The sequence below is a fragment of the Phycisphaerales bacterium genome, assembly GCA_029268515.1.
Classification (GTDB): domain Bacteria; phylum Planctomycetota; class Phycisphaerae; order Phycisphaerales; family SM1A02; genus JAQWNP01.
On record JAQWNP010000001.1, the window covers coordinates 233,027 to 247,055 of the forward strand.

A 14,029-nucleotide genomic window follows, 5' to 3' on the forward strand; every position below is an offset into this window, starting at 1 on the left:
TCTAAACCATTCCTAAAATGACTCATAGCGACTAATGAGAGCGGCACGAAAACGCTAGAGATCATCATCATCATCATCGCCAAGCAACTGCAAACTACTCGCCTCTAATTTCATCTCTTTTCGCTTAGCCGTACGCTCCTTCTTCATCGAATCCCACCAATGGTGGTCACCCATACCCAAGACATCACCATTGATGGCCCAGATAACTTGCTCTGCAGCAACCTCCTCTCCATGAGGATTAGATGATGACACGAACAAAACAATTTTTTGATCCAGAATAGCAATCAGCTTGTCAGCATACGCTGCGTCAATATCTTCAAAAATATCCCACTCAACCAACGCTACCGATCCAGGCGTGTTACTCAAGCCAAGGACATAGACAGCCACTTTTAGATTGGGCGACAGTGTTGCCCAAACACTCTGAGTTAATACCGTGTCACGGCCTTGCGGAAGACCTTCAATCTCGTTCTTTAAATCTGCGTTAGTAATGAACTCTTCAACTTCTTTTGTCACTTGGTCTGAAGGCGTCTTACTACCAGTCAAGATACCTTGAAGTGGCAAAATTGGGCATGCCTGACCACTAAAGATAAAGCTGCCTGTATACCAAACAAGTGGATCCACTTCTGTCGCTGCAACGAGTGACTCTGTGACCAATCCCAATGAAAGACGGGCAGGTGATATGTTGATTGAGAACAGCGTTGGTTTCCCAGGTCGCAAGGTGAGACAATCAACACCTCCATACTTTTTGGAACCCGGCAGCTTCATATCGATACTGCTCACCTCAGTAGAAGTGTATTGCTTGCCACTGAGCTGAACTAACGGAAAGTAAATGCTGCGATAAAAACGAATACGAGGATAAGAATCCGTCATACTTGCCACGACGGCAGCGAGGCTTGTGAATGATCGACCCAACTGAGCCAAGGCCAGAATGTAAATGAGTATGGAACCCCATGAATCGGTAGATTCAATCGCTGCAGAGCCCAGGATAATGAGAATCACAACAATCATTAGAGGGCGAAGTAATGATGTCACCAAAGCCGAACGCTGAGATGTGAGCTGACGCCTGTCATAATAATCCCAGTATTCCTTAATGCGCTGATCTGTATAGTAACTCTCGGCAATTTCATTTTTCCTTAGATCTGGGGTTACACCCCACTCTTCACCGATTGCGATGTGCTGCTTGATAGCTCCAGCGATGCCTTCACGGGCCCGCCCGTAATACTCTGTTGATGCTTGCTGTGCACGACCACCTAAAAAGTAGAGCACTGGAGCGCTTACAAGGAATAACGGCAATACGTAGATCGTCGCTCTGACATCTAGGAAAAAAAGAATTCCGATATAGGCGAACGCATAAAAGATCAACTGGACCGATCCCATCATCGACTCGGCGGCTTTTGCCATCAAACGAGGATCGCCTTTAATGGTTCGGCCTAGATACTTCTTGTTGAATGTAGTCTGGCCAGGTATCGGATGCCATCCTGCTATCAGCTGGAGCATTCTTGAACCGGCCCGGTATTGATACGACCGGGCGATAGCCCTCGATTGAACGGCACAGAAATAGGCAGTAATCGCACTGAAGATCTGTAGAACCAGAACAATGATTGCCACAACCCAAAGTGAACTAAGCTCCGCACCAAGGTTCCAGCCAACCCCAGGAACGATCCAGGCCTCACCAACCTCTAATTTCTGAATGTAAATCGACAGCAATACCAGTGTGCTCGACACCGCAATCGCGCCAAGAAAACTTAAGACGCCAACCATAGTAACGCGGTACATTTTGCCTAAGAATGCGTCTTTACTGAGCCATATATAGGCCTCAATAAAACGGCTAATCCGACCCATGACGTGCGACCACCAGGCTGAACCTGAAGGAGATTCACTTGCGTGGTGCTGGGCTGTATTTGCAGTGGACATGGTTACCTTGCGGCCCTTCATATTTTTGATGATTCACTCGCCCATTTCAGCAACAAGTCAAAGCCGGGTTCGACTACTACAACTAAACAATATCAGCTTCACACATTGTCTGGGTAACTACAATGTCTAGACCGCATCAGACCTGCAAACTATCGACTCGAGTCTGACTCATCTCTACGATATCATTCGCTTCAGTATCTACAAAGTGTCGCTGAATCCACTCTATGCTAACCAAAGACCAAATCAGTAGGCGATGATTTCTCTTGCCATCAAAGTGTTCGTTTAAGCATGAGCGAACAAAATCTTGATCAAACCAGGGACGTTCCAGCGTACGTTGATCAAAGAGGATGGACTTAATGTAGTCCATAGATGGGCCTCGATACCAATTTTCATCTGGCGGAGAAAACCCTTGCTTACGCTGATAAAGAAACTCACTTGGCAGGAACTTTTCCATTGCCCTACGAAGAACATACTTACCCTCTGATGAATCCATGAATTCACCGCTACGACTAGATTCTTCGAGTTCCGCCAAACGCAACTTTTGAGATGGACGAAGTCGCCAAGCGAGCGTGTTGAGCGCATTGTCGAGAAATGGCACCCGCGTCTCTAAACTATGTGCCATTGAGATATGATCATCGGTAATCAAGAGTCCGTGCAAAAACGTCTTAAACTCAAAGTACAGTGCTCGGTGTAGCAAGTTTTCTGAATGACTGGCTTCTTGATCCCAAGCTGGCGCGCTCGCCATAACTTCGTCGAAACTATGGCGAGGATCGCCCAAATGCCTTTGAAGATCAGATGAAAACAGACGCGACAACTCCGCTTGTGGCAAGAGTCGATGCCATGAGTCAAACACCGAATTATCGAAGTCATCTATTGAACCACCACCAAATGCGGCGCGGTAACGCCATGGATAACCAGCGAATAATTCGTCTCCACCAGTCCCAGCAAGGCACACCTTTACGAATTTACTTGCCAATTTTGCAACATACCAATTCTGATGACACATCCCAACACGTGGATCGTCCATATGCCATGTAATTTTATCCATGGCTGCAGGCATATCGCCTGCATGAAGAACAACGTCATAGTGCTCAGTTTGCAAAAGATATGACAAGCGCTCTGCCAACCGTCGCTCATCAAAGCCCTGCTCAATTCCATCGACATTTGTCAAATCAAATCCGCCGGTGAAGGTGTGCAATCGACTGATCGATGTTCCCGCGACAGCCACAATGGAACCAGAGTCCATACCTCCTGATAAATAGGACCCCACAGGCACATCACTAATTAATTGTCTTTGTACCGCACCACGGAAGCCCATAGAAACATCATTCACGACGGACTCTTGCCCCTGCGATTCTTTTCCAAATGCGGCAACTGCATCAATGTACTTTCTGGGCTCTCCTACAACACCATTACGAGGATCAACCCGAAGATGCTCACCAGGCATCAATAACTGGACGTTCTCCCAAATCGTCTGCCGCTTGTACACATTTTGAAATGTCATGTATTCAACAAGTGACGAAGCATTCAATGCAGGTTTCACAATACCACTTGCGAAAATGGCCTTGATCTCACTCGCAAAGAGAAAGAATCCGTCTGAGATTGCGTAATAAACTGGTTTCACACCAAAACGATCGCGAACCAGATCAAGTCGATGCTCAACTGAGTCATATATTCCAAACGCAAACATGCCGTCAAGTTGCTCGAGACAAGGTGGGCCACACTCGTTCCAGAGCTGCAAGATGACCTCTGTATCGGTTCCCGTGCGGAATCGATGGTCACGCTGCTCAAGCTCATCACGAATTGCCTGAAAGTTGTACGCCTCTCCGTTATGCACAATCCAGTGACGGCGATCGGGTGTCGCCATTGGCTGATGCCCGTAGGCGCTGAGGTCAAGAATAGAAAGACGCCGATGACCAAGTGCTACCTGAAAATCACTTTCAGCCATTTCCCTACGCGAGTAAGAGCCACCAAAGACTGGAAGGTGCTCATTGAGGTGGGCAAATTTCTCATCTGTATAGGCCGTCGAAGTTGCACCGCGATGTTTGGTACCACGCCCTGGATCAAAAAACGCATAGCCCGCATCATCCGGGCCTCGGTGCGCAATGGTGTCACACATCCGTTTGATCCATACAGGATCAACGGGGCGGCCTGTCAAACTAACGATACCGGCGATACCACACATGCGTCAGGATGCCAGCACACCGCCAACGGCAGCCTGCTTCCCACGAAGATCCCCTTCATGACTGCGCCGCCATTCAATAAGGCTCTGCATGCCATGGTCCAAATCAATGGTCCAATTGAATCCAAGATCCTTGGAAGCCTTCTTGGGACAACCAATTCTGTTTTGCACGAACGTGAGTCCGGCATCTTCATATTGAATAGATAGATTGCTTTCTGTCAGCGACAGAAGCAATTCAGTAAGGTCTTTGATTGTGGTACCGATTCCACGACCCACGTTGTAGCATTCTCCAGAAGCATCTGCTTGCATGCCAAGCACATTGGAGCGAGCCACATCCGTGACGTGAATAAAGTCGTATTGCTGCGATCCATCACCGAATACGATTGGACTTTGCCCATTCTCAATTCGATCAAGAATCTTGTGCATCACTGCAATATAAGCGCCCTTGTAATCCTGCCGTGGACCATAGACATTCATATAACGCAAGCCAATCCAATCAAGGTTGTAGCGAGCACCAAGACTTTTGAAGAAGTGTTCACCAGCTATCTTTGAAGCGCCATAGAAGGTGAAGTTGTTGTACGCATGCTCCTCAGTCATTGGTGTCTCAATCGCATCCCCATAAACCGAGGCAGATGATGAGTACACCACGCGTTCGACACCTGTTTCGATGGCAGCCATCGCCACATTAAAGGTGCCTCGAACATTCACATCGAAGGCTGTATCGGGGTATTCATGACATTGCAGAATCCAGAGAGCCGCAAGGTGAAACACACCATGACAACCTTCCATGGCCTTGCAGAGAATATCACGCTGAAGAATGTCTCCACCGTGAGGAAAGATGGAAACCCGTGGATCTTTTAGAGCCTCACGCAGGTTATCAAGAGAGCCCCTAAAAAAATTATCATAAATGACAATCTCACCAACATCCGTCGCCAGAAGCTCATCTACGACATGACTTCCAATGAGGCCTGCACCACCAATAACGAGTACTTTTTTCCCACTCAATTCCACGATTGACTTCCTTGCAGTTATAGGTGTATTGGCCCCAGAAACACGCCCTTGAAGGGATAGGAAGCAAGCCTAAAGCCGCCATCAGGTCTCGTCAATCAAGAGCTCTTCTTCAGACTGATGATCGAGTTGCAATATAGACCCCCAAACCACTACAGAACCCTCAAAAGTGCATTCATCGAATACCGCATTTTTACTGCGAAAACTAGATATTTTTGATCTTGGTTGAAGAAGGAATGATTTTGACTGTTGAGGTGTCGCCAAATCATATCTGCCCAAATGAGCTTTGGTTTCACCGAAGGACGAACCCTGAAACCATGACTTCTTGCCACATCTGGCTTGGGCGCATTGCTTACCGCAAGATCAACCAGCACCAAGCGCTCTTTGGCATGGCCCAGTGAGATACATCACTTCCTGGCTGCATGGGTACATCGTAAACTGACTCCTGAAACTCCTACAGATAGGATGTGCCCTTCTTGCACTCTGGTCGTTTATTGATTTGGTTAAAGGGATGAAGTGTGGCTGATTTACAAGATACTCAGACAGTCATCATTGGGGCTGGAATTGTCGGCTTGGCGACCGCGAAGGCTTTGATCGACCGCGGAGATGTTGCCCCTATTCTCTTAGAGGCCGAGCCCGAGATTGCATCCCATCAAACTGGACATAACAGTGGCGTGATTCACTCTGGGCTCTACTACAAACCTGGCTCACTCAAAGCCACGCTCTGCACATCGGGGCGCGATGCAATGTATGAGTTCTGCAACAATCACAACATCCATGTGAAGACGTCTGGCAAGATTGTGGTTGCAACCCAAGAACACGAGTTACCACAACTCGAAGCACTGCGGCAGCGTGGCACCGAAAACGGCATCCAGGACTTAGAAATCCTCACACAAGAGCAACTCCGCGTGCATGAGCCCCACATCACGGCAATTGCAGGCATGTTCGTCAAAGAAGCAGGCATCACGGACTACGGCCAAGTTGCGAAAGCAATGCGCAAAGAAATCGAAGACGCCGGTGGCCAAATCCATACCGGCGTCATGGCTAAGCGTTGTCAAAATCAAGGCGACAATGTTGTTGTAGATACGACCACTGGCAAGTTCACTGCGCAGCATGTTGTTAATTGCGGCGGACTACACTGTGATCAAGTCGCTCGTGCCAGTGGACGTGCGCGTGACGTGCGCATTGTTCCTTTTAGAGGTGAGTACACACTACTTTCTGAAAGAGCTGCCAAACTTGTTCGCGGCCTCATCTACCCTGTGCCCGATCCAAGGTTCCCTTTTTTAGGTGTACACTTAACCCGTACTGTTCATGACACAGTAAAAGCTGGCCCAAACGCCATTCTCGCTTTTTCTCGTCATGGCTACAAAATGCGTAACATCAACATTCGAGATCTACTAGGCATTGCCGCTTATACCGGTTCATGGCGTATGGCTGCACGGTATTGGCGTACAGGCGTCAGTGAGTTTCGCCGCTCTTTGTTTAAGAAGATTATGCTGAGATCGATCCAGCAACTTATTCCTCAGATTGAGTCGAGTGATTTGTTGCCAGGCCCTGCCGGAGTTCGCGCCCAGGCGGTTGACCGAGCGGGACGTCTACTTGATGACTTTTGTATTGAGCGCCATGGAAATGTGGTGCATGTACTCAACGCCCCCTCGCCAGCAGCAACCGCCTCTATCACAATTGGCCGATCTATTGCAGATCAACTGGCAATCACACCCACATCGTCTGGCTAAGACTCACCACCAGAGAAAAGAGCTGGTAGCAGACGAACAAATGCTGAGCGTGGAAGCACATCATCAGCACCTGCTTGAGCAGCTGCGTCAAGAACCTCCCGGTCAACATGTGATCCAAAGGCCACAATCCGCGCCGCTGGTGCATGCTGCCTCACACAATCAACCAACTCTTTAACAGTGACTCTTTCGACCGATAGGTCGATGAGCACTAACTTGGCTGATTGCTCGACAAGTGCTAAATCTAAAGCCTGCACATCACGCACAACTCTGCATGCCACATGAGCCTGTGCAGCTGTACCTGTAATTCGTGACTGGAAGATCAAATCAGTGACAACGGCAATACACATATTCAGTCATGGCACCCAGTACTTTGCCTGGCCTCATAGATAGAAAGGCGAGAACCACACGCAATTAGACTGAGAAGCTACTTCCACATCCACAAGAGCTGGTGGCATTCGGATTATTGAATACAAACCCGCGGCCCATTACTTCATCTTTAAAATCAATCTCTGTGCCATTGAGATAAAGGAAGCTCTTTGGATCACAAATCACACGAACGCGAAAATTCTCTTCGCTTGCGTTCATTTCGTTGTCATATTCCCAGAGTTCATCGGACTCACGCTGGCTTTCAGTGAGATCAAGGAGGTAACTAAAGCCGGAGCAGCCACCACCCTTGACGCCAACTCTCAAACGAATCACCTGTGGGTCAAGCTCCTGTTGCTTGACGATGTTCGAAATCTCTCTTACGGCCGCATCGGTCAGCGTAACTGCCATCAGACATAACTCCTGGCCCAGCGAGGGCCTCAAGGTGGGTTCCATTCGAGACAAGGGGCAAACTCTTCTTTCGGGGGTTTGGCCCCAGAGCTGATGGGGAATTGTAGAGGCCAACCGGGCCAGAGGCCATTAGATAGTGACTAAAAGCCAATTTTTGGGCCAAGAAATAGGACCTAAACAACTAATGCATAACTAGAATCATTACAATGTGGGTCTGATCTATTATCTCTGCCACTACTGGGCCAGCCCATAATGTGGCTAGCAGGAGCCAACGATGCCAATGGACATGACAGGAACTCTCGATCGCTGGGAGAGCGCTAAATATCGCTATGGCTTTACTACAGACATTGAAGCAGAATCGCTTCCGCCAGGTTTGAATGAAGACACCGTCGCCTTTATTAGCGCCAAGAAGAAAGAGCCACAGTGGCTTCTCGATTGGCGGCTCAAGGCCTTCAGTCATTGGCACACAATGACTGAACCCGTGTGGCCGAATGTAAACTACCCAAAGATAAACTACCAAGACATCATCTACTACTCGGCGCCAAAGTCACCAGACGATGCCCCAAAAAGCCTTGATGAAGTCGATCCAAAGCTTCTTGAGACATATGAAAAATTAGGCATACCGCTCGAAGAGCGCGCTCGACTTGCTGGCGTTGCTGTTGATGCTGTGTTTGACAGTGTCTCTGTTGCCACAACCTTCAAAGATAAATTAGCTGCCGAGGGCATTATCTTCTGTTCAATGTCCGAAGCGGTACAAGAACATCCCGAGCTCGTGCGACAGTACTTGGGTTCGGTCGTCCCCTATAGCGACAACTTTTTCGCCACTTTGAACTCCGCAGTATTTAGTGACGGCAGCTTCGTGTACATCCCTAAAGGTGTCACCTGCCCTATGGAGCTTTCAACCTATTTCCGTATCAACGCGATCTCGACAGGACAGTTTGAAAGAACTCTTATTGTGGCAGAAGAAGGAAGCTCCGTAAGTTATCTTGAGGGCTGTACCGCCCCAATGCGAGATGAAAACCAACTGCATGCAGCGGTCGTGGAACTCGTAGCACTCGATCGAGCCACAATCAAATACTCCACGATTCAGAATTGGTATCCCGGTGATGAAAATGGCGTAGGCGGGATTTATAACTTTGTAACAAAGCGTGGCAAATGCGCTGGGGCAGACTCCCGAATCTCGTGGACCCAAGTTGAGACTGGTTCTTCAATTACCTGGAAGTATCCAAGTTGCATACTTCAAGGCGATCGCTCTGTCGGCGAGTTCTACTCTGTTGCGATGACGAATCATCGCCAGCAAGCAGATACCGGCACAAAAATGATTCACATCGGCCGGGACACAAAGAGCACCATTATTTCAAAAGGTATTTCAGCCGGCCACGGCCAGAATACCTACCGCGGCCAAGTAAAAGTTTTGCGCAAGGCGGCAAACGCTAGAAACTACACCCAATGTGACTCAATGCTCATGGGTGAAGAATGTGGAGCGCATACGTTCCCATATATTGAAGTCGGAAACGAAACATCACATGTCGAGCACGAAGCAAGTACATCGAAGATTGGCGAAGACCAACTCTTCTACTGCAACCAGCGTGGTATCAAGATGGAAGATGCGGTTTCGATGATTGTTAATGGATTCTGCAAAGAAGTATTCAAAGAGCTTCCTATGGAATTTGCTGTAGAAGCCCGAAACCTGCTTGAGGTCAGCTTAGAAGGAAGCGTCGGCTAATCAGCCCAACGTATCGTCATCAAGACACCTCTAAATGACCAACGAAAGGAAGATGTAAAAAATGGCATTGCTTGAAATCCGCAACCTGCACGCCACCGTTGAGGGCAAGGAAATCCTGCGTGGAATCGACCTCACGGTCAATGCAGGTGAGGTCCACTCGATTATGGGCCCAAATGGCTCCGGCAAGAGCACGCTCGCACAGATACTCGCCGGACATGATGCTTATGAGGTCACAGAGGGACAAGTTCTTTTCAACGGAGAGGACATACTTGAAGATGATCCCGATGTGAGAGCTCGCAAAGGCATCTTCCTTGCTTTCCAGTATCCAGTTGAGATCCCTGGGGTCTCAACCAAGTACTTCCTCAAAGCAGCCATCAATGCCATTCGCAAGGAACGAGACTTAAGTGAACTTGATGCGATGGACTTCATGAAGCTGGTCAAAGAAAAGGCGACGATGGTTCATCTCGATCCATCATTGCTCGACCGAGCTGTCAATGAAGGCTTCTCTGGCGGCGAAAAGAAACGAAGTGAAATTTTCCAGATGGCGATGCTTGACCCCACCCTCGCCGTTCTAGATGAGACCGACTCCGGACTGGACATCGATGCACTGCGAATTGTCGCTGATGGTGTCAATGCACTACGCGATCAAGATCGCGGCTTTGTGGTCATCACTCACTACCAGAGATTACTGAATTATATCGTGCCTGATTATGTGCATGTGCTCATCAACGGGCGTATTGCCCGTTCGGGTGGCAAAGAACTTGCGCATGAACTCGAAGAGCGCGGTTATGCATGGATTCAGGAACCAACTTCAGCAACAGCCTGAGATTAGATAACAACAGCTATGCCAGACCTTATGACAAACTCAGATTCGCTCCTTGCCAGCGCTCAAGCCCACCCAACCAATGGACCCGAATGGCTCAATACCATTCGGCAGTCTGCGGCTGCGTCATTTGCCGAACTCGGCTTGCCAACACGCAAGCATGAAGATTGGAAATACACCAACCTGAGACGCGTTGGCGAGATGACCTATACACCAATTACGTCCATCTCATCCCATGAGATGCCGACAGTTGATTCTGAACTGATACCGGAAGCCTGCGCCCATCTGGTTTTCGTCGATGGTGTTTATGTTCCAGCACTCTCTAAATGCCTCACCACCGGCCCACTGCAGATCATGACACTTCAGTCAGCGATCGAGTCAGAGGTCCCACAAGTCAAAGAGCATCTGGCCAAAATTGCTGACTTTGAAGATGAGGCAATTACAGCACTTAATACGTCACTCTTCACTGATGGAGCTGTCGTAACCATCGCTGATGGCCATGTTGCTGAACACCCGGTGCATATTTTAAACATCGTGACTCACACCGATCAGCCCGTGGTGGTTGCACCTCGCACACTCATCATTGCAGGCAGTCAGTCAGAAGCGTCTGTTGTTGAGAGCTTCCTAAGTCCTGATGGAACGAGTGCATTTGTTTGCCCCGTCACAGAAATCGTGGTTGGAAGTGGCTCGACCAACAAGTACTACCGAGACGTCCGCGAAGGATCAGGGACAGTTCACTTGGCGCGAACACATGTTCATCAAGCAGATCGAACCAATACTGTTACCACTGCACTGACAGCGAGCGGAAAAATTTGCCGCAATGCCATTTACGCAACGCTCGATGGCGCCGGCAGCAACGCCGACATGATTGGGCTCACAATGACGCGCGGCGCAGAGCATGTTGACAACTTCCTCCGCGTTGATCATGCAAAGGAACACTGTGACAGCAGAGAGTTCTTTAAGAGCGTCTTAGATGATCAGTCATCTGTTGCATTCTGCGGTCGCATCATCGTACGTGAAGGCGCCCAAAAGACAGATGCAAAACAAACCAATATGAACCTGCTGCTCAGCCCAGATGCTTCAGTTGACACTCGACCCCAACTGGAGATTTTTGCCGATGACGTCAAGTGCACACATGGTGCTACGGTTGGCCAAATCGAAGACGAAGCGATCTTCTATCTGGCAGCGCGCGGGCTCGACAAAGAAACGGCACGAAGCATGTTGATCTATGCTTTTGCAAACGAATGCCTTGAGCATGTTTCAATCGCGTCACTTCGACAGCGCCATGAGGCCATACTTCTGGATCGCATCCCGCATGGCCACCGCCTTATGAGCGAGGTATGACAAAACAACATTCCAAAGCACCGCTTGATGTTGAAACAGTCCGCAAGGATTTTCCTATTCTTTCAAGAGAGATGCATGGAAAACCGCTGATCTATCTCGACAGCGCTGCAACGACACAGAAGCCTCAATGCGTGCTTGACGCAATGGCAGAATACTACGTCTCTTCGAATGCCAACGTCCATCGTGGCGTCCACTTGCTCAGCATGGAAGCAACCGATGCATTCGAACTGGCGCGCCAGCAGATCCAGAATTTTCTTGGGGCACAACAGTCACAGGAAATTGTCTTTGTTCGTGGTGCAACTGAGGCTATTAATCTCGTAGCAAATTCATTTGTACGGGAGAACATCAATACCGGTGACGAGATTCTTGTTACCGAAATGGAACATCATTCAAATATTGTTCCCTGGCAAATGTTGTGTGAAGCCACCGGCGCTACACTTCGCGTTTTACCGATCACGGATGAGGGCCTATTACGAACCGATTTACTCACCGAAATGCTGACCGATCGCACTCGCATTATGGCGGTCACTCATGTTTCAAATGTGCTTGGCACCATTAATCCAATCAAGACAATTGTTCAGGAATGCCATGCTCACGGTGTTCCAGTACTGGTTGATGGTGCCCAGGGTGCCGTTCATCAACATGTTGACGTCGTAGATCTAGATTGCGACTTCTATGTTATTTCTGGCCACAAAATGTATGGGCCCACTGGCATTGGCGCCCTATATGCGAAGCAACAACATCTAGAGAACATGGTTCCATATCAAGGTGGTGGCGAGATGATTCTCTCCGTGAGCTTTGACAAAACTGTCTACGCAGAACCACCCGCACGATTCGAAGCCGGCACCCCCGACATTGCTGGTGCAATCGGTCTTGGCCGGGCCACTGCCTATCTCCAAGAACTGGGGCTTGCCAATATTGAGGCCTGGGAGCTCGAACTGGGTCAGTACGCCCGGGAACAGTTGGCCCGTATTCCATCAATCCGGATGTTTGGTCCAGCCCAGAATTCAGCTGCAGTGGTTTCATTCCTCATCGGTGATGTGCACCCCCATGATGTTGGCACGATCCTTGATCAAGCAGGCATTGCGGTACGAACAGGCCATCACTGTGCGCAACCTCTTATGGAACGGTTTGGCGTTGCAGCTACAGTCCGTGCCTCTTTTGGGGTCTACAATACAATGGATGAGATTGATTCACTTTGCCTTGCAATCGATGAAGTAAACTCTCTTTTTAACAATGTCTGACTTACAAGATCTCTACCAAGAAATGATCCTTGATCATGGCCGGCGCCCCCGCAACAGTGGCGCCATGCCTGATGCAACATGCCAAGCAGATGGCTTTAACCCACTTTGTGGAGATCGCATTACCGTTTTCGCGAAGATTAATGGTGACCAGATCGAATCACTAAGCTTCGAAGGCAATGGATGTGCGATTTCACAAGCATCTGCATCTCTGATGACGGAAGCTCTTAAGCAGGCCAACATCACGACCGTCTCTGAGCTCTTTGAAAAATTCCATACGCTTGTCACAGGCAAAGCGGAACTTGTTGATCCCGATAGCCCCCCACCGTTGGGAAAACTTGAAGTCTTTGGAGGCGTCCAAAGGTTTCCGACACGAGTCAAATGCGCCACACTCGCGTGGCATACCCTCATGGCTGCAATCAAAGGACAAGGCGACACCGTCACAACTGAGTAGGCGCACACTAAACAATGTCTGATACATCGAATAACCAACGGGAACAAATCATTACCGCACTTAAAACGGTGCGAGATCCTGAATTGCCTATCAATATTTATGACCTTGGCCTCGTCTACGAATTGGATATTTCAGATGGCCAAGCTCATGTCCGAATGACACTCACGACTCCTAATTGCCCCATGGCCGACGTGATTTTATCGCAAGCACAAAAGGCAATTGAATCAGTCGATGGTATTAGCGGCGCAACTGTGGAACTGATCTGGGAACCTGTGTGGGACCCGAGCCGAATTAGTGAGAATGCAAAACTCGAACTCGAGTTTATGGGTCTTGACCACATTTTCGAAACCTCACAGCACGGGGAGAATGTCGCTCCAAAGCCAAAGATCTCACCCTTGACTGTTAATAAGACCAGCCCACCACCTCATCAATAAACTGCAGGAGATCGTCGGAATGGGACAGTTCATAAAAGTTGCCAATGTCTCAGAGGTGCCCGAACACCAGCCACAGTGTGTTCACGCGGAAGGCCATGCAATCTGTCTCGTCAACCTGGGCGGGGACATCAAAGCAGTAGCAGATACATGTAGCCATGCTGATGCATCGCTGTCTGATGGCGAGATTGATGGCGATGAGATTATCTGTCCACTCCATTACGGGTCCTTCTGTTTGAAGACCGGCGAGGCTAAACAGCCGCCTGCTGATGAAGACATTCGAGTCTATAACGTACGCGTCACCAACGGGGACATTGAGGTCGAGATCTAGTCATTGGTTCAACACAATGTGCAAGGATCTCATTCAGCCCTCCAGGTCATTAAATTCAAAGTCAC

General features: G+C 48.9%; 13 protein-coding genes. 8 read left to right on the top strand and 5 right to left on the bottom strand.

What is annotated here, in order from left to right:
• Positions 1 to 54: 54 nt before the first annotated feature.
• From P8J86_00890 to P8J86_00900, 3 genes are all read right to left on the bottom strand, one after another.
• Complete coding sequence (locus tag P8J86_00890) at positions 55 to 1,914, bottom strand: hypothetical protein (GenBank protein MDG2053241.1); 1,860 nt, start codon at positions 1,912 to 1,914, stop codon at positions 55 to 57.
• A 136-nt stretch (positions 1,915 to 2,050) separates the two neighbouring features.
• Positions 2,051 to 4,099, bottom strand: coding sequence for an asparagine synthase (glutamine-hydrolyzing) (asnB, locus tag P8J86_00895; GenBank protein ID MDG2053242.1), 2,049 nt, complete (start codon positions 4,097 to 4,099; stop codon positions 2,051 to 2,053).
• A gap of 3 nt (positions 4,100 to 4,102) precedes the next feature.
• Entirely contained in the window at positions 4,103 to 5,107 is a 1,005-nt protein-coding gene (locus P8J86_00900) for an NAD-dependent epimerase/dehydratase family protein (protein ID MDG2053243.1), read from the bottom strand.
• A 515-nt stretch (positions 5,108 to 5,622) separates the two neighbouring features.
• On the opposite strand from P8J86_00900, the gene lhgO reads away from it, so the two are divergent.
• On the top strand, positions 5,623 to 6,840 hold the full coding sequence (gene lhgO, locus P8J86_00905) for an L-2-hydroxyglutarate oxidase (protein MDG2053244.1): 1,218 nt from the start codon (positions 5,623 to 5,625) through the stop codon (positions 6,838 to 6,840).
• Here lhgO and P8J86_00910 read toward each other — a convergent pair.
• Together P8J86_00910 and P8J86_00915 are read right to left on the bottom strand one after the other, a co-directional pair.
• A complete protein-coding gene (locus P8J86_00910) occupies positions 6,837 to 7,187 on the bottom strand; it encodes a hypothetical protein (protein ID MDG2053245.1) in 351 nt (116 codons plus the stop codon). The genes lhgO and P8J86_00910 overlap by 4 nt on opposite strands.
• A gap of 64 nt (positions 7,188 to 7,251) precedes the next feature.
• Entirely contained in the window at positions 7,252 to 7,614 is a 363-nt protein-coding gene (locus P8J86_00915) for an iron-sulfur cluster assembly accessory protein (GenBank protein MDG2053246.1), read from the bottom strand.
• A 274-nt stretch (positions 7,615 to 7,888) separates the two neighbouring features.
• On the opposite strand from P8J86_00915, the gene sufB reads away from it, so the two are divergent.
• The 7 genes from sufB (at position 7,889) to P8J86_00950 (ending at position 13,964) form a co-directional block, all read left to right on the top strand.
• Positions 7,889 to 9,340, top strand: coding sequence for a Fe-S cluster assembly protein SufB (gene sufB / locus P8J86_00920; protein MDG2053247.1), 1,452 nt, complete (start codon positions 7,889 to 7,891; stop codon positions 9,338 to 9,340).
• A gap of 61 nt (positions 9,341 to 9,401) precedes the next feature.
• The gene (gene sufC / locus P8J86_00925) at positions 9,402 to 10,166 is read left to right on the top strand and encodes a Fe-S cluster assembly ATPase SufC (GenBank protein MDG2053248.1); all 765 of its coding nucleotides are present in this window, start codon (positions 9,402 to 9,404) and stop codon (positions 10,164 to 10,166) included.
• A gap of 18 nt (positions 10,167 to 10,184) precedes the next feature.
• Positions 10,185 to 11,507: a Fe-S cluster assembly protein SufD gene (gene sufD, locus P8J86_00930; GenBank protein MDG2053249.1), complete on the top strand. Its 1,323-nt coding sequence runs from the start codon at positions 10,185 to 10,187 to the stop codon at positions 11,505 to 11,507.
• Entirely contained in the window at positions 11,504 to 12,751 is a 1,248-nt protein-coding gene (locus P8J86_00935) for a cysteine desulfurase (protein MDG2053250.1), read from the top strand. Before sufD ends, P8J86_00935 begins: the two co-directional genes overlap by 4 nt.
• Positions 12,744 to 13,202: an SUF system NifU family Fe-S cluster assembly protein gene (locus P8J86_00940; GenBank protein MDG2053251.1), complete on the top strand. Its 459-nt coding sequence runs from the start codon at positions 12,744 to 12,746 to the stop codon at positions 13,200 to 13,202. Before P8J86_00935 ends, P8J86_00940 begins: the two co-directional genes overlap by 8 nt.
• Positions 13,203 to 13,216: 14 nt before the next feature.
• Positions 13,217 to 13,636 carry an iron-sulfur cluster assembly protein gene (locus P8J86_00945; GenBank protein ID MDG2053252.1) on the top strand — a complete coding sequence of 140 codons (420 nt, stop codon included), beginning with the start codon at positions 13,217 to 13,219 and terminating at the stop codon, positions 13,634 to 13,636.
• A 19-nt stretch (positions 13,637 to 13,655) separates the two neighbouring features.
• The gene (locus tag P8J86_00950; GenBank protein ID MDG2053253.1) at positions 13,656 to 13,964 is read left to right on the top strand and encodes a non-heme iron oxygenase ferredoxin subunit; all 309 of its coding nucleotides are present in this window, start codon (positions 13,656 to 13,658) and stop codon (positions 13,962 to 13,964) included.
• The last annotated feature ends 65 nt before the right edge of the window (positions 13,965 to 14,029 follow it).

Excerpts from the sequence above, each read along its gene's own strand:
- P8J86_00935 (MDG2053250.1), top strand. The coding sequence starts at position 11,504 with ATGACAAAACAACATTCCAAAGCACCGCTTGATGTTGAAACAGTCCGC.
- P8J86_00915 (MDG2053246.1), bottom strand. The coding sequence starts at position 7,614 with ATGGCAGTTACGCTGACCGATGCGGCCGTAAGAGAGATTTCGAACATC.
- P8J86_00945 (MDG2053252.1), top strand. The coding sequence starts at position 13,217 with ATGTCTGATACATCGAATAACCAACGGGAACAAATCATTACCGCACTT.
- sufB (MDG2053247.1), top strand. The coding sequence starts at position 7,889 with ATGCCAATGGACATGACAGGAACTCTCGATCGCTGGGAGAGCGCTAAA.
- P8J86_00910 (MDG2053245.1), bottom strand. The coding sequence starts at position 7,187 with ATGTGTATTGCCGTTGTCACTGATTTGATCTTCCAGTCACGAATTACA.
- sufC (MDG2053248.1), top strand. The coding sequence starts at position 9,402 with ATGGCATTGCTTGAAATCCGCAACCTGCACGCCACCGTTGAGGGCAAG.
- P8J86_00940 (MDG2053251.1), top strand. The coding sequence starts at position 12,744 with ATGTCTGACTTACAAGATCTCTACCAAGAAATGATCCTTGATCATGGC.
- P8J86_00890 (MDG2053241.1), bottom strand. The coding sequence starts at position 1,914 with ATGTCCACTGCAAATACAGCCCAGCACCACGCAAGTGAATCTCCTTCA.
- sufD (MDG2053249.1), top strand. The coding sequence starts at position 10,185 with ATGCCAGACCTTATGACAAACTCAGATTCGCTCCTTGCCAGCGCTCAA.
- asnB (MDG2053242.1), bottom strand. The coding sequence starts at position 4,099 with ATGTGTGGTATCGCCGGTATCGTTAGTTTGACAGGCCGCCCCGTTGAT.
- P8J86_00950 (MDG2053253.1), top strand. The coding sequence starts at position 13,656 with ATGGGACAGTTCATAAAAGTTGCCAATGTCTCAGAGGTGCCCGAACAC.